The following is a 26477-nucleotide window of genomic DNA, read 5'->3' as shown; positions in this document are numbered from 1 at the left end:
TTAAAGAGATAAATAATTGTTAATCTTAATGTCCTTGGATTTTAAATCGAACATTAAATTATAAAGTCCAAAAAAGGTTCTGTTGATGTAAATAAAATGTTTAGATCCTCTGTTGCCGTTCATTTTACGTAATTCTGCACTTTTGCTATATTTTTCTCCCAGTTCTGCTATCTGATTAAAAAATACAGGGTCAGAGAAGTCAAACGTTTCTTCGTGAAAAGGTTTGGTGAATAGACTTAACATTTCATAAAAAAGGGCTGAGAAAAATTCAGTTTCTTCTTTAGTATCATCCTCTTTTAAAATTTCTAATTCGTGCATTTTTTGAGAGAATAAAACAGGATTATTAATAATCTCTGGCTTTGCTAACTCAAAATAAGGAACATAAAAACTATTAGGAACCTCTTTTATACATCCAAAATCTAACGCTATTAATTCTGCTTCTTTAGAAATTAGAAAATTTCCAGGATGCGGATCTGCGTGCACTTTTCTAAGTACGTGCATTTGATACATATAAAAGTCCCAAAGTGCTTGCCCAATTTTATCTGCTTGTTCTTGGTTTGTATTACGAGCTGTAAACTCACTTAAATGTTCACCAACCATCCAATCCATGGTAATAATACGTTCAGACGATAAATCTTCATAATATTTAGGGAACTTAAGGTTTGGTATGTGTTTACAAGCAGAAACCATAGCTATACTTTGCTTTATCTCTAACAAGTAATTGGTTTCTTCTATAAGTTTGTTTTCTACCTCATTAAAATACTTATCTGAGTCTTTGCCCTTAATATTAAACATTTTAATGGCAATAGGTTTTACCATAGCTAAATCTGTAGAGATGCTATCTGCAACTCCAGGATATTGTATTTTAACGGCTAGTTTTCTAGAATCTAACTCGGCATAATGTACTTGCCCAATACTAGCAGCGTTAACAGAGTTTAAATTAAAAGTATCATAAATCTCGTTAGGAGATTTTCCAAAATATTTTTTAAACGTCTTTTGTACCAATGGAGCAGATAATGGCGGAACAGAAAACTGAGCTAAAGAAAATTTTTCTACATAAGCCTGTGGCAATATGCTTTTTTCCATACTAAGCATTTGTGCAACCTTTAAAGCACTTCCTTTTAACTGCTTAAGACTATCGTATATGTCTTCTGCATTATTTTTATTTAAGCGATCTTTTGCCTCTGTTTCTGACCTTGTTAATTTATCTCCGTAGTACTTAAGATAATTAACACCAACTTTTGCACCTGTAGTAACTAATTTACTGGCACGTTGTATTTTAGAAGTCGGAATCTTGTCTAGCGTTTTCATAGGCTATATGTTCATATTAATTTTCTCTTTGTATATAAACTTTCCTAAATCTATAATACTCTGTAGTGGTTTTGTGTCTAACAAATCAAACGTAGTGTTTACGCTCTTTTCAATAAAAATATCTGTCTTTTCAAATGAAGAAGAAGTGTCATCTAACCAAAACTTTAAAGTTATAATTAGTTGTATCCAACCAGATTCCATAATTGTCTTATTCTGAATTTTTTCTAGCTTTTCTTGTTTTAAATCTATTGTTTTAATCTCTAGGCTAGAAATGTAATGACCAAAGCTTTCCTTTAGTTTAGATAGCATACTAACAGATTTTAGTTTGTTTTTGTGCTTATTAAGTGCATATACAACATAGCTTCTGTTTGCAGTTAACATCTCAAAAAAAGTATAGTAAAAACTTAAAAGCTTTGTTCTATTATCATAAGTAGCATACGCTTCATCTGCTTCTAATGCTTTTATTGTATGATTAAAAAAGGCATTGAATATATGCTTTTCTAAAGTTTCAAAAGAATTAAAATATTTATAAAATATAGATTCTTCAAAGTTATTAGTCTTACTAAATTTATATATAGAAGAAGGTTCTTTTTCGTTTTCTAATACATAATCCATATAAAAACTAACAATATCATCTGCAGTTATATTCTTTTTCTTTGCCATAATTAAAGTATCTGTTCAACAAAGATATAAAAATGTCTAACTATTTATGTTAAATATTAGACAAAATAAAATTATAATAGTTTTACTGTATATTAAACCCTTATTCTGTTAGGGTTTACTTAAAATTTATAGTTATCTAATTAATAAGAAGTAATTTTGGTGATAATAGAATTTTTATACATCAAGAATGAAATTTAAATTAGTAATCCTTTATACTTCAGCAGTTCTTATTGGCGCTATATGTTCGCAACTTACAAGTAAACTTGTGGGGGCTTTGCCAGAGGTGGTTTCTGAGTCTTCTGGTTTGTTGTTTTATAATGATGAGCTAATTACGCATAACGACTCTGGAAATACACCTACCTTATATTTTTTAGATAAAAATACATTTAAGGTAAAAAGAAAAGTTGTTATTGCCAACGCAAAGAATATAGATTGGGAAGATATTACCCAAGATCAGCATTTTATCTATGTTGCAGATTTTGGTAATTTTAATGGAGATAGAAAAGATCTTTGTATTTATAAAATTTCTAAAAAAGATATATATACAAAAGACAAGGTAACAGCAGAGAAGATATATTACAGCTATCCAGATCAGGATTCATTTACTAGAACAACTAGAAGTGATTTTGATGCAGAAGCTTTGTTTAGTAAAGGAGACAATTTATTTGTTTTAACTAAACAATGGCAGGGTAAAGGTACTAGTGCTTATAAAATACCTAAAAAGCAAGGTACTTATAAAGCTGTAAGTGTTGGTAGCTATAAAACCAATGGTATGGTTACAGGTGCTAATTATAATAGTAAAACGGATAAAGTTGTTTTAGTAGGTTATAATATGTTTATGTTACCTTTTGCTGTAGAGGTTACTGGTCTTACAACTGCTAATTTATTTTCTGGCTCTGTTAAAAAAACACCTTTAGACATTGGTTTTGCTCAAGTAGAAGGGATTACCAATTTAGATAATAATACATATTATATTTCTTCGGAATCCTTTTTAAAATTAGGTGCTTCTGCAAGTGTTTTTAAACTTACAGTAAACAAATAATTCTTTCTTTACTCATTTTTTATATCTTAAAATTTAAGTTTTCCTTAACATTTAAAGGCTTCCGTCTGCCGTAATTTTGAGGAAACTTAATAAACTATTTTATAAAATGAAAAAAATTGCATTAGTATTAATTGCAGTGTTTGCCTTAACAGGGGTACAAGCACAAATTGAAACGCCACAACCAAGTCCGTTTACTAAAATGGAACAGAAAGTTGGCTTAACAGACGTAACATTAGAGTATTCTAGACCATCTGCTAGAGGTAGAGAAGTTTTTGGAAACTTAGTGCCTTTTGATAAATTATGGAGAACAGGAGCTAATAAAAACACAATAATTACATTTAGTGACGCTGTTACTATTGGTGGTAAGGAAGTAAAAGCTGGTTCTTATGCTGTTTTTACTAAGCCTGGAGCTACTTCTTGGGAAGTTGTTTTTTATGCTGATACAAATAACTGGGGTACACCATCTGCTTGGGATGAGTCTAAAGTTGCTGCTACTATTAAAGCTGATGTTGTAAAAATGCCAATGAAAGTTGAAACATTTACAATGACTTTTGATGATTTAACTTCTGGCTCTGCTGTTTTAGGTATTTTATGGGAAGATGTTTATGTAGGTGTTAAATTTGAAGTGCCAACAGACAAAAAAGTAACTGCTGCTATTACAAGATCTATGAATGGTCCGTCTGCGCAAGATTACTATGCATCTGCTGTTTACTATTCTGCAGAAGGTAAGGATATTAATCAAGCTAAAACTTGGATGGAAAAAGCAATGAGTATGATGGAAAAGCCTGCTTTTTACCAATTAAGACAATTGTCTTTAATCTATGCTAAAGCTGGAGATAAGAAAAAAGCTATAGAGACTGCTAAAAAATCTTTAGCTGGTTCTAAAGAAGCTGGTAATGCAGATTACGTTAAAATGAATGAAGACTCTTTAAAAGAGTGGGGAGCAAAATAATTTTTGTTCTATATAATTTAAAAACCCGTAAGGCTTTTAGTTTTACGGGTTTTTTTATGTTTTCTATTGTATGCTTTCAATACTGTTTTCATCGTCACTTCTCATCATTCTATCAAAGCTTTCTAGTAGTAAAGCAATGGCAATTACAAGCAGGCAACCAAAAGCGTTTAACCATAGATAAGACATCCAGTCTAGCCACCAGCCAACAATTACTATAACTTGTGTAATTATTGCTGCTACAAATACAGCATTTCCTTTTACATACTTAAAAAAGAAGGCTAGTAAGAATATACCAAGAACGTTTCCGTAAAATATAGATCCAATAATATTTACCAATTGTATTAAATTATCAAACAAACTTGCAACACAGGCAATTAGTATGGCAATAATACCCCAAACTAAAGTAAGTACTTTTGATGCTTTTACGTAGTGCTCTTCAGATTTACCTTGTCTAATGCTTCTTTTGTAAATGTCTAATGCAGTAATTGTACCTAAGGCATTTAGTTCGGATGCGGTAGAAGACATTGCGGCAGATAAAATAACAGCCAATAATAAACCAATAATACCTTGTGGTAAATAGTTTAGTATAAAGTGAATAAATACATAGTCGGTGTCATTAGTTTCTACATCTTTATCTGCTTGTTTTATTAAACTTTTTGCAGCATCTCTACCAAGTTTTTCTTGAGCGTTTAGAGCAACAATCTCTTTTTTAGCAGTTTCTTGTCTGTTAAGGTCGTTGTTGTCTAATGCAACAGATAAATTATTTTGAGCAGTAATTTTTTTATCACTTATTACTTTGTGCTCTTTTACTAATAAATTATAATCCTCTGCATAAACAGAGTTTGTTACTTTAGAAGTTGCTGCCGGATTAAAGTTTAAAGGTGATGTATTGTATTGATAAAAAACAAAAACCATTACACCAACCAATAAAATAAAGAATTGCATTGGTATTTTTAAAATACCATTAAAAATTAAACCAAGTTGACTCTCTCTTACAGATTTACCAGATAAGTAACGTTGTACTTGGCTTTGGTCTGTTCCAAAATAAGACATAAATAAGAAAAATCCACCTGTTAAACCACTCCAAACAGTGTACCTGCTTTGCGTATCAAAACTAAAATCTAGGATGTTTAATTTATCACTAGCGCTAGCAACTTTTAAAGCTTTGCTAAATGTAATATCATCTGGTAAGTAATCTAGAATAAAGTAAAAAGCAACAAACATACCCAGCATTATAATAAACATCTGTTGTTTTTGGGTAACACTTACAGCTTTTGTACCTCCAGAGACAGTATAGATAATTACTAAAATACCTATTAAAATATTCAAAATTCTTAAGTCCCAACCAAGTACTGCAGACAGTATAATAGATGGTGCATAAATTGTAATACCTGCCGCTAAACCACGTTGAATTAAGAATAAAAATGCGGCTAATGTTCTTGTTTTAACATCAAATCTATTTTCTAGAAATTCGTATGCTGTGTAAACTTTTAATCTATGATATAATGGTACAAAAACCATACATATAACTACCATCGCTAGTGGTAGTCCAAAGTAAAACTGTACAAAACCCATACCATCGTGGTATGCTTGTCCTGGAGTAGATAAAAATGTAATAGCACTTGCTTGCGTGGCCATTACAGATAATCCAATTGTCCACCATTTAGACTGATTACCTCCTAAAACATAATCGTTTACATTTTTACTTCCTTTTGTTTTATACACGCCAAAACCTACAATAAATAGTAGTGTTCCTATAAGTAAATACCAATCTATTGAAGCCATATTAATTGTAAATTTTCATTATTACAAAAAACAAAACTCCATATGCTATATTTAAAAGTAAGACCAAGGAATATTCTTTTTTCCAAACAAATTTATTCTCCATAGTGTCTTAGTTATTTTTAGGTAGTGATAACATATTAGCAAATAATTTATAGGCACCAGGAACACCTGCTGGCAATTCTCTAAAAAAGCTTATTCCTGTGTATATATAATTTCCTTTTCCGTAAGGAGCAATTAAAATACTACCTTCTTTAGCTGCTTCTCCTTTATCTGCCATTGCTAAAATAGGAGTAAACTCTTTTCCCCATTTGTTAGGGAAATATAAACCACGTTCTTGTACCCAGTTGTTAAAGTCCTTAGCTTCTATTTTGTTAGGTGAGTTTATTACAGAATGTTTTTTTGCTAAAATGTTTACTGTTGCGTTCTCGTCTGTAACTCTGTCTCTAGAGAGTTCTAGTGTGTAAGGAGCAAGGTTGTCTATTCCTAGGCTACCACGACCAGCTGTGTTGTATTGTATTACTAAGTTTCCACCATTTTTTACGTAGTCTAGTAAAAAGTGTTGTTTAAACTTTAATTGATTTACTACATTGTAAGCTCTAATACCAACAACTATAGCATCAAATTCTTTTAGAGATTCTGTGTTTATATTATCTGGATCTATAGTAGAAACTGAGTAACCAATTTGTTCTAAACTTTCTGGTATTTTATCACCAGCACCAGCAATATAACCAATGTTTTTACCTGTTTTTTTTATATCTAAGCGTACAACCTTTGCTTCAGATGGTAATAAAACAGATTGTGTTGGAATATGATCATAAGATATAACAATTAACTCTTTACTAAGTTCTTTTCCGTTAATCTTTATTAATGGAGAGATAGCACTTTCCGCTTCGTAAGCAGGTGGTGTTACTGTAAACATAAATGTTTTTGTATCTCCTCTTTTGGCTATAGTAAATGCTTGTTTAGCGTTACTAACTTTCCATTCTTTAGAAAAACATAATTCTAATTCTCCTGTAATATTATCTGTTAATGCTTTTATTGTAACAGGTATTTCTTTTGGTGTATTATCAGAAAAAATAATAACTTTATCCTTTATGCTCGCACTAGCTTCTGGTAAAATCTCAAAAGGTCTGTATAACTCTCCTTTGTCTGGTTCTGAGTAGTGTACTACAACAGGTTTTGTAATAGTTAAACTGTAGTTGTTAATGCTAAGCTCAAAATCAGCATTAAATGCTCTAGGTGTTTCTGGTTTGCCAATCAATGCTTTATCATTAACAGTATACATCCCTAAAGTTCCTTTTTCCATTAACCAATAAGGACTTGTATAGTCTGTACTTGCAGGCACAGTAACATCTAAATTTAAATTTTCTTTAATGTTGTTTTTTAGTGCTACGTTAGGAGATAGGGTAGAAGTACCAATACGTACAGATTTTAGTGTAATGTCTGCAACACTTCTATTTAATACCTCTATAGAAACTTTAAAGTCACCACTTGGAGTACTGTTTGTTTTGTTAGCATTAGCCTCTAAATACAAGCCGGTAATAGAAGAGATCATATTTTTAAGCTCTTCAGATTTAATAATTTTCCAATGTGTATCTGTAGATTTTTGTAATAATTTATAAGCTTCTATTAGTTCTGGTAAGTGCGTCGTGGGGTTTTTAAAATTGAAATTTTCTTCAACCTTATTTAAGATTTTTCCAACAGCAACGCCACCATCTATTCTAGACCAAGTTGTGTTTATTCCGTCAAAAATATCTTCATTCTTAGGCATATCACCCTTTAAAAGCTCAATATATTCGTCTTGGCTACCTCTAGTAGAAATACGGCCAAAGCCTTGGCATAAATGCTGACTACTTGCTAAAGATGCAATCTCGTTGTTAGATACGCCCAACATCGGATAAAAAACACCTACATCTAATTTTAATAATTTACTCTTATCTGCTTTGTCAAAAGCTTCTTCGCTACCATAAAACCACCAAGATGTATTAAAAAATAAACGTTGTGGTTGCCAAGTATCTGTTGTTTTTAATTGCTCTGGATATGCTTTTGGATCGTTAACCAAGTCAAAAGCCTCTACACTTAACATTGCAGAAGTTGTGTGGTGACCGTGAGTAGATCCAGGATTTTTATGATTAAACCTGTTTATAACTACATCTGGTTTAAATTGTCTAATTATTTGTACAACGTCTCCTAAAACCTCTTTTTTGTTCCAAATAGCCAAAGTTTCGTCTGGGTGTTTAGAGTATCCAAAGTCATTTGCTCTAGAAAAAAATTGTTCGCCGCCATCTTTACTACGGGCAGCAAGTAATTCTTGTGTACGTAAAACGCCTAATTGCTCTCTAATTTCTGGTCCAATTAGATTTTGCCCTCCGTCTCCACGAGTTAATGACAAATACGCTGTTTTTGCTTTTACATTGTTAGATAGGTAAGATATTAACCTAGTGTTTTCATCGTCTGGATGTGCTGCTATGTATAAGGCAGATCCTAAGAAGTTTAACTTTTCTAAAGAATGATATATTTCTGAAGATGAACTTTTTTTAGGAGCTTGTGAAATTCCTAAATTGATGCATAATGTAAAAATTACGCATGATACCAATAGATGGCGCATAAATGTTAATTTTGGTTGATGCTCAAATATAACAAGTTCTGCGCTTTAGAAAGTCAATTTTAAAGGTTCTTTAACAACGTTTTTAAAAGGTTTATTAACATTTTTTAATTTTGATGAAGAATGATTAAAACCATTTTTTTCTATTGATAAAAAATATTGATACTAAAGAGACTAAAACCATTACACCTAAAAGTATAAAATAACCATCATCTGTGTGCAATTCTGGCATATTTTTAAAATTCATACCATAAATACCAGCCAAAAAAGTAAGTGGTATAAAAATTACAGAAAATATAGTTAAGGTTTTCATTACCTCATTTAGTCTGTGATTTTGTATGCTAAACATTAGGTTTAAAGAACTCTCGAGTTGACTAAGATTAAAGTCAATTTCATCACTCATTAAACCAATTTGTTCTTTTATTTCTATAAAATACTTAATATCAAAATCAAAACAGTCAATATTTTCAAGCTGATTTATAGCGTCTTTAATGCTAATAGTCATTCTTTTAATTTGATTTAACTGTCTTTTGTTATTTTCAACTTTTATGGCAAACTCAGGAGTTGGTTTGGTATCATTTAAATTATCTAAACCAATATTTGCCTCTGTAAGCTTATCATAAGCAATATAGTAGTTGTCTATAATAGCTTCCATTAAAAGGTAAAACAAGTAATCTGCACCTTTTTTTCTAATAATACCTAAGTTTTTTTCTATACGCTCTCTTAAATGCTGAAAATGGTCGCCTTCTACCTCTTGTATGCTCCAAACATAAGTTTCACCAACAACAAAAACCATCTGCTCAAACTTGGTTTCATTGCTTTCTGCCGAGTAATAGGGCGATTTTAAGGTTAGAAAAAAACAGTCATCTAACTCTATAACCTTATTTCTATGATTGTTGTCTATAACTAAGTTTATTAAAAACTCATCCATATTATTATCAGCAATTATTTTACGCACGGCTTGCGAATGCTGAAAACCATAAATGTTTAACCACGATATTACAGAAGTATTTTTTGTAATATCTATTTCTTTTAAATCTTCTCCTTTAAGTAAGTTATAGCTGTCTTTGGAATAATTTATTAAAGATGAGTTAACTAAAAAATCTTCAATATTAATAGTTTTTTTATCTGAATACGGATTTACTCTGCGTCTGTTTTTCCTTTTCATATAATAACTATTTAGATGTAATCTCCTTCAGTAGTTTCGTCGTTATCTTCTTTATTAATAATTACCACTCCTTTTTGCAATAGTAAATTGTTTGGGTAGGTAAGTAGCTCGCCGTTATCTTTTTTTAAATAAATATGATATGCTTTTATATCTAAAATATCTACTTCTTCTGCAAAATCACCATCTAATATTTTAATACGATCTCCTATTTTAAAAGGAAAAGAGAAGAATAAAATAACGCCAGCTGTAATATTACTTAAAATAGACCAAGAAGCAAATAAAGCAACACCTAGAACAGCAAAAACAGATGAAAATATAATGCCTAAATCCTCAAAATTAACTTGCCAAATGTAAACTAGAGTTCCAAAACATATAAACATTAATAAAATAGTTACATATCTAATAATTAGCTTTGTACGTACTTTGTTTATGTCACTTATTCGGCCAATTTTACGAATTGCTTTTGCAATAAGAAAGCGTATAATAATAAAAGCGCAAAGGCAAATTAAGGTATTAATAAGCTGATTTTGATGCGTATCTATAAATTGTTTCATAATCCTAAACTATCTCTAAAATGTAAATCTTTATTGCCATTTTGTTGCCAATAAGCAGTGTTTATTCTTTTGTTTAAAGTTGCTTTTGTTGTTAGCATTTTAATATTAGCTCCAAAGCCACTTTTATGTGTCTCTGTAAAGCTTTCTATTGTGTGCGGAAAAGCGGTGGTAAATGTAATACTTAAATTGCGTTGCAACTCTGGATAATCTAGACTATATATTGTTAAATTATCTTTACTAATCTTAGTAATATTGGCCTTGTAAGCTTTTAATTTTTTATGAGAAAATCTTATATATTGAAAAGAAGGAATAACATCTAAATTACCTGTTGGTAAACTAGTAGGATCTATTCTAATTTTTGCCCACAAATCGTTTTCTAAAATGTTTTTATCTAAGCTAAAATTTTTATCGCCTTCACTTTCAAAATAAGAAAAAGAAGAAATTTCAAATTTATCTTTATTATTTAACTGAGAAAATACTTGTCCGCACCATTCTTGCACAGAATTTGTAATTTTTATAGAATTAGAGTTGTCTGCTACCGGGTAAAATGTACTAGACATAACAGAATATGGGTAAATTCCGGTATAGAATTTCTTAGTGCTGTTTAATTTTAAAACGGGAATATTTGTTTTATCTGGGTTATCTGCTTTTACTTGCTTAGTTGCGCTAAAAGGTTCGGTTACGTACACCAAAACCGCAGAGCCATCTCTAAGCTCGCCATATCTTGCTTGTTTTAATTTGTACGATGTAATTTCTGCAGTGCCATTATACCAGTACTTTTTAAACTCGTTAGAAACTGGCTTAGCTTCAGCTTTTTTTTCTGTAGTCTCAGCTACTATATTAGTTGTTTTTTCTTCTTCTTGTACTTTTCCTTTGCATGCATAAGTAAATAGTAGCGTAGTGGCAACTATACTTAGGCCTAATAGTTTTTTCATAACAAATACATTTTAAGTAAAATTACTTAAAATGTTATGCATTTGCTATAGTTAACAAAGTTTTATAAACTAAATGTGTTGGTAAGCCAACAACGTTAGGGTAGGAGCCTATTATTTCTTCTATAGCAATTAAACCAATCCATTCTTGTATGCCATAAGCACCAGCTTTGTCTAACGGACTAAAATTGTCTACATAATAAGTAATCTCTTCTAAGCTAAGGGCTTTAAATTTTACTTTGGTAATGTGGTTTTTTGTAATCTGTTTATCTTTTAATGTAAAACAGACAGATGTTGCTACCTGGTGCCAGGAATTAGATAATTTTGTAAGCATAGCAATAGCATCTGCAGCATCTTTTGGCTTACCTAATTGTTCATTATTGTGCCAAACAATAGTATCAGATGTTATTAAAATGTCTTTTTCTTGGAGTGATGTTTTAAAAGGCTCTGCTTTTAGTGCAGCTAAGTAATCTGTAATTTCTTCGGCCTTTAAATGATCAGGGAAAACCTCTTCAATAGGTCTAACATCAACCTTAAAATTAATATCTAATTCCTTAAAAAACTGATGCCTTCTTGGTGATCCAGAAGCCAAAATAATGTTGTAATCTTTTAGTTTTTTAGAAAGCATTATTAATCGTTTTTAGCACTATAATTATCATTCCATTTACCTTGAGCCTTAAGTACTTGTTCTATTACATCTCTAACGCAGCCATTACCGCCATTTTTCTGAGAAATATATTTGCTAACAGTCTTGATTTCTGGTATTGCATCTTGCGGACACGTAGGCATACCAACTAGTTGCATTGGTGGTACATCTGGCATATCATCGCCCATATACAAAACGTTTTTAGCATCTATATTCTTAGCTGTTAAATACTCGTTTATTGGCTCTAATTTTAAATGTGCACCTAAGTAAATATCTGTTACGCCTAAACTTTTAAACCTAGTGCGCACACCTTCACTAGTGCCACCAGAAATAATACATACATTAAAGCCTTTTTGTATAGCGGTTTTAAGTGCGTAGCCATCTTTAACATTCATTTTACGTAATAATTCCCCTTGCTCTGTAATAAGTACAGAACCATCTGTAAAAACACCGTCTACATCAAAAACAAAAGTGGTAACATTGTGTAAGTATTCTTTATAACTTTTTTCCATAAGTATTGGTAATAGATTTGCTTAAAACGCTATATATTTCTTTATGCGTATTGTTTGTTAATTCTGTTAAGTGGCGTTGCATAGTGCCAGTATCATTACGTTTTGCAGGTCCAGTTTGCGCATTAAATGGCGATAACTTATTTAGCTTTGTAACAGTTTCTTGTATTAAGGGCGATAAAATTGAAAAAGGAACCTTGTTTTCTTCGCAAATTTCTTTCCCTATATGGTATAAGTGATTGGTGAAATTATTAACAAAAACAGCTGCTAAATGCATAGATTTTCGCTGCTCAGATGATATCTTATGTACATTATCAGAAACACTCTCTGCTAGTTGAAGAAGTAAAGCTTCATCGGCCTTATCCTCTGCTTCAATACAAATAGGAATTTCTTTAAAATTTACAGTTGCTCCTTTGCTAAACGTCTGTAATGGGTAAAAAGATCCTTTTCGGTTTTTATCATCTAAAACAGCAATAGAAACGCTCCCGGATGTATGCACAACTAATTTGTTTTTTAGAGATAATTGTTTAGATACAGCAGCAATACTGTCATCGGAGGTGGCTATAATATATATATCTGCATCTGGTAATTGGTTACTATCTGTAGTGCTCTTTACTTTGTTTTTAAACGGGAGTAAGGCTTCCTCTGTGCGGTTGTAAAGCATTACAACAGATACATTATCTAGCTTGCTAAAAGCAGTGTATAAGTGAGAGCCAATATTTCCTAATCCTATAATAACTACGCTAATCATACTACAAAAGTAAAGCTAATCTGTTTAATTCATTTATTCTGCACAGCCAATTGTAATAGCGTGTGTGTGTCCTGCATTTGTACTTGTAGCAATTGTAATTGCATTATTAGTCTTTAGGGTAGCAAAATCTTCTGTAGTAATTGTTAGCATATGCATATGTCCGGCTGAACCTTCTAAATTGTAGGTTTTTGTTGTTCCGTTAGTTATGTCTTGCTTTGTAACCTCTAATAAATGCCCGTGATTCCCAACAACTGTTGTTATAGCACCATTTTCTATGCAGTTTCCTTTAGGTCCATCTTCTTCCTCTTTAGAGTTGTCATCACTAGAGCAACTTAAAACTATAAATAAGGGAATACATAAAATTGTACATAAAACAGACTTTTTAAAAGGGGTAATTATATTCATAATTATACTTTTTTATCTAATTACTAAGGCTTTGTTGCTTAATTTTGTAACTAATACCACGCCATATTATTCGCTAACGTATTAAAGTCTTTGCAAAAATGGAAAAATTACAACTTACAACTAAGGAAAATGTGTTTTTATTAGTTTCTAGTTTTTATGCTAAAGTAAGAAAAGATGAAACTCTTGGACCTATTTTTAACGGTATAATTACAGATTGGGATCATCATTTAAAGCATTTAACTAAATTTTGGAGCAATCAATTATTTATTGAGCGCGGCACATATAAAGGTAATCCTATTGCTGTGCACCAAAAAGTAGATGCTTATACAGATAATACTATAAACGAGTTGCACTTTGGTATTTGGATTAACCATTGGTTTGCAACAATAGACGAACTCTTTGAAGGTGAAAATGCAAATATTGCCAAAAATAGGGCTCGTAATATGGGATCAAACATTCATATTCATATTTTTAATGCAAGAAATAACCAAGGTTAATTTTTTGCTAAATATTATGGTTTCATTAACACATTTATTGCCTATTTACGTCTAAAAAGACGTAAAAAGGACGTATTTTTGCAGACCAAATTCACTAAGTATTATCAAGGATGATAGATTTAATAAAGAAGTTCTTTTTCTCTACACGTTTAATGTCATTTCTCTTTATTGCTTTTGCTACAGCACTGGCTTTAGGAACATTTGTAGAAAGTTGGTATAGCACAGAAACGGCAAGAATTTGGATTTATAATGCAACCTGGTTCGAGGCTATTATGGTCTTTTTTGTAATTAATTTTATAGGTAACATATCTAGATATAAATTATTGCGTAAAGAAAAATGGGCTGTTTTATTATTACACCTATCTTGGATATTTATTATTATAGGTGCTTTTGTAACTAGATATATTAGTTTTGAAGGTATGATGCCTATTAGAGAAGGTGAAACTGAAAATGTATTCTTTTCTGATAAAACATATATTTCTACTATAGTTTATGGAGATAAGGATGGTACTAAAATGCAAAAAAAGGAAGAGTTTCCTATTTTAGTTACAGCAGAAGCTTTAAAATCTGATTTACCAATAACCAAAAAATTTCACGAAACAGAGTATTCTATTAAGTATGCAGGTTTTATAGACGGTGCTAAAGAAGGCTTAATAATTGGTGATGAAGGTAAAAATTTTTTAAAAATAGTAGAATCTAGTAGTGGCGGTCGTCACGATCATTACCTAGAAGAAGGTGTAGTGCAAAGCATACACAATGTATTGTTTGCGTTAAATAAACCTACAGAAGGCGCTATTAATATTACAGCAACAGATTCTAGTTATACAATAAAAACCCCTTTTGAAGGTACTTTTATGCGTATGGCAGATAGGTTAGAAGGTGGTGTTAAAAAAGATACAGTACAAAAATTACAACTCCGTGCTTTATATCAAATGGCTAATATGCAATTTGTAATGCCAGACTCTATTGTAAAAGGTAAAAACGGAATTATACGTATACCAGACGAAGAGCGTACAGAAAATATGCCAGATGCTTTAATTTTAGATGTTACTGTAAACGGAGAAACTGTACAGAAAAAATTACTAGGGTCTAAAGGGATGATGCAGTTTACAGATCTTTTTACTGTAGGTAATTTAGAATTTAGAATGAGTTATGGTTCTAAGTTGTATGAACTTCCTTTTGGTATTAAGTTGAATGATTTTATAGCAGAAAAATACCCTGGTACAGAAAAAGGATATGCATCTTTTATGAGTAAAGTTACTATTGAAGATGAAAAGCCATTTGATTACGATATTTTTATGAATCATATTTTAGACCATAAGGGATATCGCTTTTTTCAAGCAAGTTTTGATCCAGATGAACAGGGAACTAGGTTATCTGTAAATCACGATTTCTGGGGAACTTGGATTACTTATATTGGTTATTTTATGTTATACGCAGGTTTATTGGGTATTATGTTTTTTGGAAAAACAAGATTTAAAGATTTAGGAGCATCGTTAGATAAAATAAAAGCTAAAAAAGCTAAGCTAACTACTATTTTAGTGTTAGGAGGTTTGTTAAATCTAACAGCACAGACTACAGATGGTCATAACCATACAGAAGAACACAGTGCAGGAGATGGGCACAACCATACAGAAATGCCAAGTCAAGAAGTAGTAGATTCTATAATTATTGCTACTGCAGTATCTAAAGAACATGCGGAAGAGTTTGGTAAGTTGGTAATACAAGATGAAGGAGGGCGAATGAAGCCAATAAATACCTTTACATCTGAATTACTACGTAAGTTAAGTCTAAAGAATAAATACCTAGGCTTAAGTTCTGATCAGGTATTTTTATCTATGATGTCTAATCAAGAACTATGGGCTAATACGCATATAATTGCTATTGATAAAAAAGGGCAGAATGATAGTATACGAAAAGTTTTAGGTGTTCCAGAAGGACAGCGTTATGCTACTTTAATGGACTTTTTTGATGAGAAGCAGAGTTATAAGTTAGATCCGTTTTTAGCTGAAGCAACTGCAACTAATAATCCTAATAAATTTCAGCAAGATTATAAAGACTTAAATATTAGATTAGGGCTTTTAAATAGAGCTTTAAGTGGTGAAATTGTAAAGATTTTTCCATTATTAAATGATGATAATAATAAGTGGATTTCTGCTTTAGAATATAGAAGCAATAGTGAACAATTTCCTGTTCAAGATACTTTGTACGGCAACTTTATAAGAAATTCTGTTCCTTATTATATAATGTCTCTTCAAAAAGCAAGACAATCTGGAGATTATACAGAAGCTGATAAAATACTGGCTGCTTTTAAACAAAACCAGGTTAATAATGGTAAAGACGTACTGCCATCAGAACAAAAAATAAAAACAGAAGTAATTTATAACAAGTTAGATATTTTTAATATTCTATATAAAGCTTATGCGGTAGTTGGTTTATTGTTATTCTTTATTCTTGTTTTTCAAATATTTAAAGATCGTAGTATTTGGCGTGTAGCTGTTTACTTTTTTAAAGGAACTATATACTTATTGTTTTTATGGCACACAGCTGGTTTAGTATTGCGTTGGTACATATCTGGTCACGCTCCTTGGAGTGATGCTTACGAGAGTATTATTTATGTAGCTTGGGCTACTTTAGGTATGGGCTTATTGTTTGCTCGTAAAAGTAATTTAACAATTGCAGCTGCTACTTTTGTAACTGCTATGTTATTGTGGATTGCGCATCAGAACTGGGTAGATCCTTCTATATCTAATCTAGTTCCTGTTCTAGATAGTTATTGGTTAATGATTCACGTTGCAGTTATTGTGGGTAGTTATGGACCTTTAACTGTTGGGATGATTCTAGGTGTAACATCACTATTACTAATTATTCTAACAAATAAAAAGAACAAAGCTCGTATGGAGCTTAGCTTAAAAGAGTTAACTATAATTAACGAGTTGGTTTTAACAACTGGTTTAGTAATGCTAACTATTGGTAACTTTTTAGGAGGTATGTGGGCTAACGAAAGTTGGGGTCGCTACTGGGGCTGGGACCCTAAGGAAACTTGGGCATTAGTATCTATTATGATCTATGCTTTTGTTGTGCATATGAGACTTGTTCCAGGATTACGTAGCAAATGGCTATTTAATTTTATTAGTGTGGTAGCTTTTGGGAGCATAATGATGACTTATTTTGGTGTTAACTTTTACCTTGTTGGCTTACATAGTTACGCTAGTGGAGCACAAGTAATAACACCAGTATTTATATGGTATACAGCAGCAAGTGTTTTAGTACTTGGTGCAATTAGTTTTTGGAGGTATAAAGTAAACTATTCTAAATAGTTTACTTTCCGCCATTAGCTTGTAAGTCAGCTATACACTGTACATCTAAAGTTGGTATGTTTCCTCCTGTAATAGAGTTTAATAGACCTTCACCAGTTTCAGCGGTCCAATACATTAGACAGTTTTCTATATCACAGTGTTTGCCGTGAGCAGTATCTTGGTGTAGTGTTTGCATATCTGTGCCAACATTAACTAAACCTAGTAAATGACAAATTTCGTGCTGTAAAACTGTAGAAGATAATACTGTTTTACTGGGAGCAAGGGGTTTGTTACTAAATTGCTTTACTGTATTTTCAAAAATTGCAAATGATGTATTTTGATAAGCAACTCCTAAAACAGATCCTTCAGGGGTATTATCTGCATATTCTGCGTCTAAGTAAATTCCAAATACAGCAACTTTATTTATAGTGTTGTATTGGGTACGTAAGTTATTCTCCATTGCTTTTATGTCATCAATAGTGTATGCAGATTTAGCAGGAACTGTGATTTCTTCAAGACGTAATTCCCAACCTTTAGATTTGTTTAATCGTTCTGTAATAAAACTTTTAAAATTGGCTATAGTTTCATCAGTAGGCTTATGGTCTTTAACATAAAATATTTCAAAAACAACAGATTTGTATGTATCGTCAGACAATAAGTCGTTAGCAGATTTACCAACATTTTTTCTGTTTAACTCCTTAGTTTCTTCTGTAATAATGCCATTATCATCTATAGGGTTATTATCTGTGCTATCTGTTGAGCAAGCTGCAAAAATTGAAGCAATTAATACGGTGTAGATTGTGTTTTTAAAGTTCATTATGTTTTGTTTCATCAAAATTATATAGAGTTGTTATATTTATATACGCAACAGATTACAAAATAGTTTTGTTATGCTGGTTAGGTTCTAAATTTGTAACTTTGGTAAGACGACTAAACTTAAAAAAGCAGAATAAGATGAAGCATTCTAAAGGACGATTAAATACAATTTGTACACATACCGGAGAAGTTGAAGATAAGCAATTTAGAGGGGCAGTTTCTCCTTTGTTTATGAGTTCTTCTTATGCTTTTGAAGGTGTAGATGTTAAAAGATATCCTAGGTATTTTAATACACCTAACCAAGAAGCTTTATGTAAAAAAGTTGCAGCATTAGAGCATACAGAGGCTGGTTTAATTTTTGGAAGTGGTATGGCTGCAGTAAGTACAGCTTTATTGGCATTTTTAAGAGCTGGTGATCATGTTGTTTTACAAAACACATTATATGGTGGTACTTATAATTTAATAAACGAGGAGTTTGATAAGTTTGGAATAGAATATTCTTTTACTGATGGCTTACAAGTAGAAGATTTTGAGGCTAAAATAAAAGAAAATACCAAAGTAATTTATATAGAAACACCGTCTAACCCTTTGCTTACTATTACAGATTTAAAAGCAGTGGCTACATTGGCTAAAAAGCACAATTTGGTTTCTATGATAGATAATACGTTTGCAAGTCCTGTAAATCAGAATCCGATAGATTTTGGAATTGATGTTGTTATACATAGTGCAACCAAGTATATGGGTGGGCATTCAGATATTTGTGCTGGAGCAGTTGCATCTACGACAGAACATATAGATAGAATTTTTCAACTAGCTAAAAATTTTGGAGGTAGTTTAAGTGATTATACAGTTTGGTTGTTAGAAAGAAGTATGAAAACAATGGGTATTAGAGTAAGAGCTCAGAATGAAAATGCACAAAAAATGGCAGAATATCTTCATCAAAGTAAAGATGTAGAAAAAGTGTATTACCCAGGTTTGCCATCTCATCCAGATCACGAATTGGCAAAATCTCAGATGCGAGGTTTTGGTGGTATGTTATCTTTTGAACTTAAAAGCGACATAGATGCTATGGATTTCCAAAATGCATTAGAACTTATAAAACCATCTATGAGTTTAGCAGGAGTAGAAAGTACAGTATTATCGCCTACACAAACATCGCACGCATTAATGGGTGAAGAAGAGAGAGCAAGGCAGGGTATTAAAGATGGTTTAATTCGTTTCTCTGTTGGTATAGAAGAAGTAGAAGATTTAATTGAAGATATAGAACAAGCAATAGCAAAAGTTAAATAAGATTTGTAGTAAAATGAAATTAGATATATTAGTATTTGGGGCACACCCAGATGATGCGGAATTAGGAGCAGGAGCTACAATAGCTAAAGAAATAGCCAACGGAAAAAAGGTTGGAATTGTAGATTTAACAAGAGGAGAACTAGGTACTAGAGGTACTGCAGAAACTCGAGATAAAGAAGCTGCTACTGCTGCAAAAATTTTAGGTGTTTCTGTTAGAGAAAATTTAGCTTTTAAAGATGGATTTTTTGTAAACGATAGAAAACATCAACTAGAGGTAATTAAAATGATACGTAAGTATAAGCCAGAGATAGTGTTATGTAATGCTATAGATGATAGGCATATAGATCATGGAAAAGGCAGTAAATTGGTTAGTGATGCTTGTTTTTTAAGTGGTTTGTTAAAGATTGAAACCGAGCTTGATGGTGAACCTCAAGAAAAATGGAGGCCAAAGCACGTTTATCATTACATACAATGGAAAAATATTGAGCCAGACTTTGTGGTAGATGTTACCGGTTTTATAGATATAAAAGTTAAGTCCGTACTAGCTTACGAAACACAATTTTACGATACAAATAGCACTGCGCCGCAAACACCTATTACAAGTCAGAATTTTTTAGAAAGTATAACGTATAGAGCTCAAGATTTAGGGCGTTTAATAGGAACAGATTATGCTGAAGGTTTTACAGTAGAACGTTATGTAGCTGTAAATACTTTAGATGATTTAATTTAATTATTTTAAGCTTCCTCTTTAGGTAATTCAAAGAAAAATGTACTTCCAACACCTAAGGTGCTATCTACCCAGATAGTGCCTTTATTGTTTGTAATCATCTCTTTGCATAATGGTAAGCCTAAGCCAGTACCTTTTTCATTATTTGTGCCGTAAGAAACAGACATTGTACTGTCATTAGAAAATATTTTGTCTATTAATTCTGGTTTTATACCAATACCAGTGTCTTTAATGCTCATTATCCAGGTTTTTTCAGTTTCTACAGCATCAATATTAATAGTGCCTTTTGTTTTTGTGAACTTTATTGCATTACTAAGTAAATTACGTATTACTACGCTCATTTGATTTTTATCTGCCCAAACAACAGTATTTTCACTAATATTGTTGCTAATGGATATTTCTTTTTTCTCAGCCATTTCAGCTAATAAACTAATATTGTTTTTAGTTAGGCTATAAATTTTTGCTTTACTGGGGGATGTAGATCCGCCATTCATTTGTGTTCTACTCCATGAAAGTAAATTGGTTAGTGTAAAAAATAATGCATCAACATCACTTTTTAATTTAGGTATAAATCGTAAAAAATCTTCAGCTTCTACATCTTTAGAAACAAACATATCTAAAAGGCTTTGTAGAGCAGCTATAGGGTTTCTTAAATCGTGCCCAATTATAGAAAATAATTTATCTTTTGTTTTATTAATGTTCTCTAACTCGTTTTCTCTTTTCTTTAGAGTTTCGGTTTGTGTTATTAATTGGTCGTATAATCTTTTTCTAGTATTTGCCTGTAACTTAATAAGTAGTAGTATAAAACTTAGTACAACTAAAGCAGCAATTGCTAAGTATAAATAGTTTTGATGCTTATCTATCTCTTTTTTTACGTTTGCTTGAGCTTCTCTTTTGTCTCTTTCGTATTCAGTTCTTGTTTTTAAGGCACCTAAACTGTTTGTGTTTTCTCTCTTTAATATAGAGTCAGATATACTTTTAAATTTTTCTAAATTTTCTAGAGCAAGAGCAGGTCTGTTGCTTTTTTTATAAATAAGATAAAGTGTATTGTAAGATTCTTCAGATTCTTCTAATAGCTTTAATCTTTCAGATATTGCAATTGCATTATTTGCGTTTTCTTCTGCTTCATCTATTTGGTTAAGGCTAAGATGAGCTTTTGCTCGAGCATTGTACAAAGACATAACTGTTCTGTCATCTGTTAGCTCTTCTAAAATTCCTTCGCTAATATTTAGCCATTTAAAAGCTAAATCCGGACGACTTTGTTTAATTAAAATTCGTGCTTTATTAATGTAGCAATATGATAACCACTCTTTGTAGTTCTCTTTTTCAAAAGTTTCAATACTATTATCAATGTATTTTTGTGCTAAGTCAAGTTGATTAGTTCTAATATAGACATCAGACATATTAGCATTTGTTTGTGCTATATATATTGGGTTTGCCAATTGTAAGTTAAGTTTTTCAACCTCTTTATAGAGTTCAAGACTTTGTTTGTAATCTTTTTGAGATGCGTATAAGCTAGCTGTGTTGTCTTTAATAAAAGAGAGTAATTTTATATTACCATCTTTTTCTGCGATATCAGAGCCTTCTAAATATGCTTTAAGGGCGTCATTATTTCTTCCTAGGTAAGAGTATTCTGCACCTAGTTGATTTAATATGTTGATTTGGCCTCTTATATATTTTGCTTTTTTTGCTAATTTTAATGCTTCTTCTAATTGTTGCAATGCTAAATTTGGATCTCCTTGATAAGAACTATAATAAGCAAAACCAGATAATGCATTTGCTTTTCCTTTATCATAGTTAATATTATTACTTAATTTATATACTTTATCAGAAATAGATTTAAGACTATCTATATTTTCATATTGATAAAAACTAGCGAGAGCGGAAAGTTGGTCTATGTAAGCTTGTTTATCTTTTTTAGTATCTAAGTTAACTTCTGCTTTTTTTACCAAAGAGCGCATACTATCAATTTTAGTTTGCGACTGACCATAAAATATGCAAAAAAGCAATAGTATAAGGGTGAGTTTTATTTTGCTTTTGTTCTCAGATAAACGGTTGGTCATATTATATGTAGAAAAAATTAAATAGCATTACAAGATATTGATAACTAAAGAATTTAACAAATAAATTTACTGAAATGAATTGTATTTAATTTTAAGCTTTTAAAGTAATGAAAGTGTAATTTTAAGAGGGCTTAACTTAAATTTTCATAATATTCTTTGTCCTTAGGGATTGTAAAATAAAAACTAGTTCCTTTGTCTAATGTGCTTTCTGCCCAAATAGTTCCTTTGTTGTTGGTAATCATTTCTTTGCAAAGAGGTAGGCCTAAGCCTGTTCCTTTTTCATTATTGGTGCCGTAAGATACCGCTATAGAGCTATCATAAGAAAATAGGTTATCTAGCATACTCGGTTTTATGCCAATTCCGGTATCTTTTATTATAACAATCCAGTTGGTATTGGTTTCTTTAGATGTTATAGTTATAGTGCCTTTTTGCTTGGTAAATTTTATAGCATTACTAAGTAAGTTGCGTATAACAACACTCATCTGATTTTCATCTGCCCAAACAAGAACTTCTGTGTTCATATTATTGGTTAAGGTAATATCTTTAAATTCGGCTAGTTCTGCAAGTAAATTAATATTGTCTTTTGTTATTTTATAAAGATTGGTTAGGGTAGGAGTGGTAGAACCACCGTTCATTTGTGTTTTACTCCAGGAGAGTAGGTTTGTTAGCGTAAAGAACAGCGCGTCAACATCTCCCTTTAACTTTGGTATAAAACTTAAAAAGTCTTCAGCACCTACGTCCTTAGATACAAACATATCTAAAAGACTTTGTAGTGCAGCAATAGGGTTTCTTAAATCGTGCCCAATAATAGAGAATAGCTTATCCTTAGTTTTGTTGATGTTTTCTAACTCACTTTCTCTCTTTTTCAGTATTTCAGTTTGCTCTATTAGTTGATTGTAGAGTCTTTTTCTTGTGTTTGCTTGAACTTTAATAAGTAAAAGAATAAAAAATAAGATAGCTAAAGCAATTATAGTGACGTATAAATAGTTTTGTCTTTTTTCGAGCTCTTTCTTTACTAATGCTTCTGCATCTTTTTTCTCTCTTTCGTATTCTGTTCTGGTTTTTAAAGCTCCAAGACTATTTGTGTTTTCTTTCTTTAAGATTGAGTCAGATATACTTTTGTATTTTTCTAAATTTTTTAGCGCTAGGTCTGTATCTCCACTTTTTTTATAGGTAAGGTATAGCGTTTTATAAGAATCTTCTATTTCTTCTAATAAGCTTAATCTTTTAGATAGTTCTATAGATTTCCAAGCAAAACTTTCTGCTTTGTCAATATTATTTAAACCTAAATAAGCTTTAGCTTTAGTATTATATAGTGATATAAGAGATCTGTCATCTGTCAACTTTTTTAAGATACCTTCACTTATATCTAGCCATTTTAGAGCTAGTTCTGGTTCGTTTTGTTTAATTAAAATTCTTGCTTTATTTATGTAGCAATAAGATAGCCAACCATTGTCATTTACTTTTTCAAAAGCCTTGATGCTAAAATCTAAGTATTTTGCTGCTATGTCTAATTGATTTGTTTTAATATAAATATCAGACATATTAGCATTTGTTTCAGCAGTAAATAAGGGATGGTTTATTTTCTCATTTAAAGCTTCAACTTCTTTGTATATCTCTAGGCTTTGATTAAAGTCTTTTTGTGAGGCGTAGAGGCCCGCTGTATTATCTTTTATAAGAGATAGTGTTTCTATGTCGTTCTCTTCTATAGCAAGATCTGTTGCTTTTAAATAAGCTTTTAGGGCATCTCCATTTTTACCTATATATGAATATTCTGTGCCAATCTGATTAAGAATGTCTATTTGAGCACTTTTTAGATCTATTTTTTCTGCTTTCTGTAGAGCTTGTTTTAATTGTCGTAAAGCTAAATCAGAATTACCTTGGTAAGAACTATAGTAAGCAAGTGTTGCAAGTGCATCTGCTATGCCTTTGTCGTATTTTAAGTCTTTACTTAGGTTTAGTGCTTTATCTGCTATTACTTTTAAACTGTCAATACTTTCATATTGGTAGTAGTTAGCTAAAGAAACTAATAAATCTATATAATGCTGCTTTTGATCTTTTGTTACTATTTGCTTTTCTGCAGTAACTACTAATTTTCTTATACTATCTACTTTGGTTTGCGAGTAGTTATGTTGTATAGATATAAAAAGAAATACGAGAATATACTTTATGTTACTATGTAGTTGGTTATTCATAGGTTGGTTGGGACAATGATGGGGATACTACAAGGTATAAATAACTTAAGATTTCAGCAAATTATTTTAGTCAAAAAAAATATGTTTTTTAAAGTGTAAAGTTTTATAGTTTTTAAGATTGATTATCTGCTTTAGGAACGGTGAAGTAAAAAATAGTTCCTTTTCCTAATTTACTTTTAGCCCATAAATTACCGCCATTATTCTCTAACATTTCTTTACATAAAGATATACCTAGTCCAGTTCCTTTTTCATTGTTGGTGCCAAATGTGGTATGACTTTGATTAGTTGCAAAAACTTTACTTAAGTCTTCTTCGCTCATACCAATGCCAGTATCTTTAATTGTAACTTCTATAAATTGATACTTTTCTTGGGCATCTATAGTTATTTTACCGTCTTTAGGGGTAAATTTTAAAGCGTTACTAATAATATTTCTGATAACGATATCTATTTGGTTAGGATCAGAGAAAATTAGAATATTATCGGGCATTTCATTTATTAGAGAAATTGACTTTTTCTTTGCTGTTTCTGCTAGCAAATTAATATTGTTATTTACTAATGTATTTAATTTTACTATGGTAGAGTTTGTTGTAGCTCCATTCATTTGTGTTTGTCCCCATGACAGCAAATTATTAAGTGTAAAAGAAATATGATCTACATCTTTTATTAATTTGGGCACAAAATCTCTAAACTCAGACATATTTAAATCTCCAGATTTCATCATCTTTAAAACTTCTAGTAATGCGCCTATAGGACCTCTAAGATCATGAGCAATTATAGAAAAAAGCTTATCCTTTGTTTGGTTTATTTCCTCTAGTTCTTCTTCTCTGTTTTCTAATACTACTTGTTTTAATTGTAATTCTGCGTTTAGTCTTTTGTGAGCTTTTCTACTCTTAGACATCATATAAGTAATAATGCCCCAAATAATTAATAATGCTAGACCTATATAAATAGCGCTGCGCATTTTAGCGTTTTCCAATTTGTTAATTACAACTTTTGTCTCTTTCTGTTTGTCTCGCTCCATTTTGGTTTTAAGCATAGAAAGACTATGCTTATTTTCTTTTCTGGATAAAGAGTCGGTTACTTGTTTATATAGTTCATGGAAAAAAAGAGATTTTTCAAATTTTTTCTTGCGTTTGTTAATTTTATGAAGAATATCGGCTGTACTTTCTATATTAGTTATAGAGTGCATCTTTTGTGCTTCTTCATAAGCTGTTACTGCGTAAAACTCTGCAGTATCATCATTAATTAAGCCGTAATATGCGTAAGCTAAACCGCTAAGTAGATATAATTTATCTCTATTGTTTTTAATTTTATTGTAAAGAATATAACTTTGATCGTACCAACGTATAGCCCAAGAATATTTTTCTTGTTTTAAATAAATATCTCCTTTAATTCTATATGCCTGCGCTATCCACCTTATATTATTGTACTCTTCAAAAATGCCAATACTTTTATTAATGTTAAACATAGCATTATCTATGTTACCTAACTCACTTTGTAGAGAAGCGTAATTACATAATGTTTTAGCAGTAGTGTAATCATCCTTAACAATAAGATTTAGTTTTATAGATTCTTCTAAAAACACTAAAGCTTGCTCGTAATCTTTTTGTGCTGTGTATAGGTTAGCTATATTTTCATTCATAACAGAAAGCATTCTGTTATTATTACTTTTCTCGGCTAATTCTACACCTTCTAAATATATAGCAAGTGAGTTTGCATAATCTCCAAAGTAATAGTAAGATTTTGCAAAGTTGTTCATTATAGAAAGCTGCAAACTACTATTGGTAATTTGTTTACTTTCTTTTAGAGCTTTCTTATAGAGAAAAACTGCTTTTTTGCTTTTTCCGTTATCAGAATAATAATTAGCTGTTTGTAATAGTGCTTTGCTTATTCCGTATTTATAATCTAACTCTTCACTTAGTTTAAGTGCTTCGTTTGCTAATATTAATAAACTATCAGAATTATAGAACCTTAATTTTGCGGCTCTATCATTAATAGAATTAATGTATATGGTGTCTTTGGTAATTAAATCACTAAAGTTAGGTTTATAGCTATTATTAGCCAACAAAAGACTACTATGCATAAAAATACAAAGTAGCACTAAGGATGTAAGCCTAAAGCTATAGTTATTAAAAGACACTTTGTCGTTTTTTAATGGGGACATTAATATGTATAAAACTTAGTATTCATTAACTTAAACGTGAATTTATGCGGATGCTTGTTCATTAGCTAAATAATGTTGTGAAACGACATTATTTGTGTGTTTT

General features: G+C 31.1%; 21 protein-coding genes. 6 read left to right on the top strand and 15 right to left on the bottom strand.

What is annotated here, in order from left to right; genetic code table 11:
- Together BT107_RS04095 and BT107_RS04090 are read right to left on the bottom strand one after the other, a co-directional pair.
- Window positions 1-1311: an ABC1 kinase family protein gene (locus BT107_RS04095; protein WP_072302473.1), complete on the bottom strand. Its 1311-nt coding sequence runs from the start codon at window positions 1309-1311 to the stop codon at window positions 1-3.
- A gap of 3 nt (window positions 1312-1314) precedes the next feature.
- Window positions 1315-1974 (bottom strand): TetR family transcriptional regulator C-terminal domain-containing protein, encoded by a 660-nt coding sequence (locus tag BT107_RS04090; protein ID WP_072302472.1) that lies wholly within the window; start codon window positions 1972-1974, stop codon window positions 1315-1317.
- 187 nt (window positions 1975-2161) lie between these two features.
- Here BT107_RS04090 and BT107_RS04085 point away from each other — a divergent pair, with 187 nt between their 5' ends.
- Both BT107_RS04085 and BT107_RS04080 read left to right on the top strand, forming a co-directional pair.
- The gene (locus BT107_RS04085; protein WP_072302471.1) at window positions 2162-3016 is read left to right on the top strand and encodes a hypothetical protein; all 855 of its coding nucleotides are present in this window, start codon (window positions 2162-2164) and stop codon (window positions 3014-3016) included.
- A gap of 106 nt (window positions 3017-3122) precedes the next feature.
- Window positions 3123-3968, top strand: a complete 846-nt coding sequence (locus BT107_RS04080) for a DUF2911 domain-containing protein (RefSeq protein WP_072302470.1) — start codon at window positions 3123-3125, stop codon at window positions 3966-3968.
- Between the two features lie 63 nt (window positions 3969-4031).
- Here BT107_RS04080 and BT107_RS04075 read toward each other — a convergent pair whose 3' ends face one another.
- The 9 genes from BT107_RS04075 to BT107_RS04035 form a co-directional block, all read right to left on the bottom strand.
- A complete protein-coding gene (locus BT107_RS04075; RefSeq protein ID WP_072302469.1) occupies window positions 4032-5753 on the bottom strand; it encodes a sodium:solute symporter family protein in 1722 nt (573 codons plus the stop codon).
- 109 nt (window positions 5754-5862) lie between these two features.
- A complete protein-coding gene (locus tag BT107_RS04070) occupies window positions 5863-8361 on the bottom strand; it encodes a PIG-L family deacetylase (RefSeq protein WP_072302468.1) in 2499 nt (832 codons plus the stop codon).
- A gap of 124 nt (window positions 8362-8485) precedes the next feature.
- Entirely contained in the window at window positions 8486-9526 is a 1041-nt protein-coding gene (locus tag BT107_RS04065) for a magnesium and cobalt transport protein CorA (protein WP_084639107.1), read from the bottom strand.
- Window positions 9527-9537: 11 nt separating this feature from the next.
- Entirely contained in the window at window positions 9538-10080 is a 543-nt protein-coding gene (locus BT107_RS04060) for a mechanosensitive ion channel family protein (protein WP_072302467.1), read from the bottom strand.
- The gene (locus BT107_RS04055; protein ID WP_072302466.1) at window positions 10077-11015 is read right to left on the bottom strand and encodes a septum formation inhibitor Maf; all 939 of its coding nucleotides are present in this window, start codon (window positions 11013-11015) and stop codon (window positions 10077-10079) included. The genes BT107_RS04060 and BT107_RS04055 overlap by 4 nt, the downstream gene beginning before the upstream one ends.
- 34 nt (window positions 11016-11049) lie before the next feature.
- On the bottom strand, window positions 11050-11640 hold the full coding sequence (locus BT107_RS04050; RefSeq protein ID WP_072302465.1) for a Maf-like protein: 591 nt from the start codon (window positions 11638-11640) through the stop codon (window positions 11050-11052).
- 2 nt (window positions 11641-11642) lie between these two features.
- Window positions 11643-12170, bottom strand: coding sequence for a KdsC family phosphatase (locus tag BT107_RS04045; protein WP_072302464.1), 528 nt, complete (start codon window positions 12168-12170; stop codon window positions 11643-11645).
- Window positions 12154-12918 (bottom strand): Rossmann-like and DUF2520 domain-containing protein, encoded by a 765-nt coding sequence (locus tag BT107_RS04040; protein WP_072302463.1) that lies wholly within the window; start codon window positions 12916-12918, stop codon window positions 12154-12156. Before BT107_RS04040 ends, BT107_RS04045 begins: the two co-directional genes overlap by 17 nt.
- 33 nt (window positions 12919-12951) lie before the next feature.
- Complete coding sequence (locus tag BT107_RS04035) at window positions 12952-13323, bottom strand: hypothetical protein (protein WP_072302462.1); 372 nt, start codon at window positions 13321-13323, stop codon at window positions 12952-12954.
- Window positions 13324-13421: 98 nt separating this feature from the next.
- On the opposite strand from BT107_RS04035, the gene BT107_RS04030 reads away from it, so the two are divergent.
- Window positions 13422-13820, top strand: coding sequence for a group III truncated hemoglobin (locus BT107_RS04030; RefSeq protein WP_072302461.1), 399 nt, complete (start codon window positions 13422-13424; stop codon window positions 13818-13820).
- Between the two features lie 110 nt (window positions 13821-13930).
- Window positions 13931-17140: a cytochrome c biogenesis protein gene (locus BT107_RS04025; RefSeq protein WP_072302460.1), complete on the top strand. Its 3210-nt coding sequence runs from the start codon at window positions 13931-13933 to the stop codon at window positions 17138-17140.
- Window position 17141: 1 nt separating this feature from the next.
- Here the strand turns inward: BT107_RS04025 and BT107_RS04020 are convergent, their stop codons facing one another.
- A complete protein-coding gene (locus BT107_RS04020; protein WP_072302459.1) occupies window positions 17142-17951 on the bottom strand; it encodes a zinc metalloprotease in 810 nt (269 codons plus the stop codon).
- Between the two features lie 122 nt (window positions 17952-18073).
- Between BT107_RS04020 and BT107_RS04015 the strand changes: the two genes are divergently transcribed.
- Window positions 18074-19225, top strand: a complete 1152-nt coding sequence (locus BT107_RS04015) for a trans-sulfuration enzyme family protein (RefSeq protein WP_072302458.1) — start codon at window positions 18074-18076, stop codon at window positions 19223-19225.
- 13 nt (window positions 19226-19238) lie between these two features.
- Window positions 19239-19955 carry a bacillithiol biosynthesis deacetylase BshB1 gene (gene bshB1 / locus BT107_RS04010; RefSeq protein ID WP_072302457.1) on the top strand — a complete coding sequence of 239 codons (717 nt, stop codon included), beginning with the start codon at window positions 19239-19241 and terminating at the stop codon, window positions 19953-19955.
- Between the two features lie 5 nt (window positions 19956-19960).
- On the opposite strand, the gene BT107_RS04005 is transcribed toward bshB1, so the two are convergent.
- The 3 genes from BT107_RS04005 to BT107_RS03995 all read right to left on the bottom strand — a co-directional run bounded on the left by BT107_RS04005 (window position 19961) and on the right by BT107_RS03995 (window position 26293).
- Window positions 19961-21913 (bottom strand): tetratricopeptide repeat-containing sensor histidine kinase, encoded by a 1953-nt coding sequence (locus BT107_RS04005; protein ID WP_170854698.1) that lies wholly within the window; start codon window positions 21911-21913, stop codon window positions 19961-19963.
- A 233-nt stretch (window positions 21914-22146) separates the two neighbouring features.
- Window positions 22147-24210, bottom strand: a complete 2064-nt coding sequence (locus tag BT107_RS04000) for a tetratricopeptide repeat-containing sensor histidine kinase (protein WP_072302455.1) — start codon at window positions 24208-24210, stop codon at window positions 22147-22149.
- 112 nt (window positions 24211-24322) lie between these two features.
- A complete protein-coding gene (locus BT107_RS03995; RefSeq protein WP_170854697.1) occupies window positions 24323-26293 on the bottom strand; it encodes a tetratricopeptide repeat-containing sensor histidine kinase in 1971 nt (656 codons plus the stop codon).
- Between the last annotated feature and the right edge of the window lie 184 nt (window positions 26294-26477).

This window comes from Cellulophaga fucicola (genome assembly GCF_900119145.1).
GTDB lineage: Bacteria > Bacteroidota > Bacteroidia > Flavobacteriales > Flavobacteriaceae > Cellulophaga > Cellulophaga fucicola.
The sequence above is the reverse complement of the archived record's forward strand: the minus strand, read 5'-3'. Positions and strand labels throughout refer to the sequence as shown.

Excerpts from the sequence above, each read along its gene's own strand:
- BT107_RS04095 (WP_072302473.1), bottom strand. The coding sequence starts at position 1,311 with ATGAAAACGCTAGACAAGATTCCGACTTCTAAAATACAACGTGCCAGT.
- BT107_RS04090 (WP_072302472.1), bottom strand. The coding sequence starts at position 1,974 with ATGGCAAAGAAAAAGAATATAACTGCAGATGATATTGTTAGTTTTTAT.
- BT107_RS04085 (WP_072302471.1), top strand. The coding sequence starts at position 2,162 with ATGAAATTTAAATTAGTAATCCTTTATACTTCAGCAGTTCTTATTGGC.
- BT107_RS04080 (WP_072302470.1), top strand. The coding sequence starts at position 3,123 with ATGAAAAAAATTGCATTAGTATTAATTGCAGTGTTTGCCTTAACAGGG.
- BT107_RS04075 (WP_072302469.1), bottom strand. The coding sequence starts at position 5,753 with ATGGCTTCAATAGATTGGTATTTACTTATAGGAACACTACTATTTATT.
- BT107_RS04070 (WP_072302468.1), bottom strand. The coding sequence starts at position 8,361 with ATGCGCCATCTATTGGTATCATGCGTAATTTTTACATTATGCATCAAT.
- BT107_RS04065 (WP_084639107.1), bottom strand. The coding sequence starts at position 9,526 with ATGAAAAGGAAAAACAGACGCAGAGTAAATCCGTATTCAGATAAAAAA.
- BT107_RS04060 (WP_072302467.1), bottom strand. The coding sequence starts at position 10,080 with ATGAAACAATTTATAGATACGCATCAAAATCAGCTTATTAATACCTTA.
- BT107_RS04055 (WP_072302466.1), bottom strand. The coding sequence starts at position 11,015 with ATGAAAAAACTATTAGGCCTAAGTATAGTTGCCACTACGCTACTATTT.
- BT107_RS04050 (WP_072302465.1), bottom strand. The coding sequence starts at position 11,640 with ATGCTTTCTAAAAAACTAAAAGATTACAACATTATTTTGGCTTCTGGA.
- BT107_RS04045 (WP_072302464.1), bottom strand. The coding sequence starts at position 12,170 with ATGGAAAAAAGTTATAAAGAATACTTACACAATGTTACCACTTTTGTT.
- BT107_RS04040 (WP_072302463.1), bottom strand. The coding sequence starts at position 12,918 with ATGATTAGCGTAGTTATTATAGGATTAGGAAATATTGGCTCTCACTTA.
- BT107_RS04035 (WP_072302462.1), bottom strand. The coding sequence starts at position 13,323 with ATGAATATAATTACCCCTTTTAAAAAGTCTGTTTTATGTACAATTTTA.
- BT107_RS04030 (WP_072302461.1), top strand. The coding sequence starts at position 13,422 with ATGGAAAAATTACAACTTACAACTAAGGAAAATGTGTTTTTATTAGTT.
- BT107_RS04025 (WP_072302460.1), top strand. The coding sequence starts at position 13,931 with ATGATAGATTTAATAAAGAAGTTCTTTTTCTCTACACGTTTAATGTCA.
- BT107_RS04020 (WP_072302459.1), bottom strand. The coding sequence starts at position 17,951 with ATGAAACAAAACATAATGAACTTTAAAAACACAATCTACACCGTATTA.
- BT107_RS04015 (WP_072302458.1), top strand. The coding sequence starts at position 18,074 with ATGAAGCATTCTAAAGGACGATTAAATACAATTTGTACACATACCGGA.
- bshB1 (WP_072302457.1), top strand. The coding sequence starts at position 19,239 with ATGAAATTAGATATATTAGTATTTGGGGCACACCCAGATGATGCGGAA.
- BT107_RS04005 (WP_170854698.1), bottom strand. The coding sequence starts at position 21,913 with ATGCGCTCTTTGGTAAAAAAAGCAGAAGTTAACTTAGATACTAAAAAA.
- BT107_RS04000 (WP_072302455.1), bottom strand. The coding sequence starts at position 24,210 with ATGAATAACCAACTACATAGTAACATAAAGTATATTCTCGTATTTCTT.
- BT107_RS03995 (WP_170854697.1), bottom strand. The coding sequence starts at position 26,293 with ATGCATAGTAGTCTTTTGTTGGCTAATAATAGCTATAAACCTAACTTT.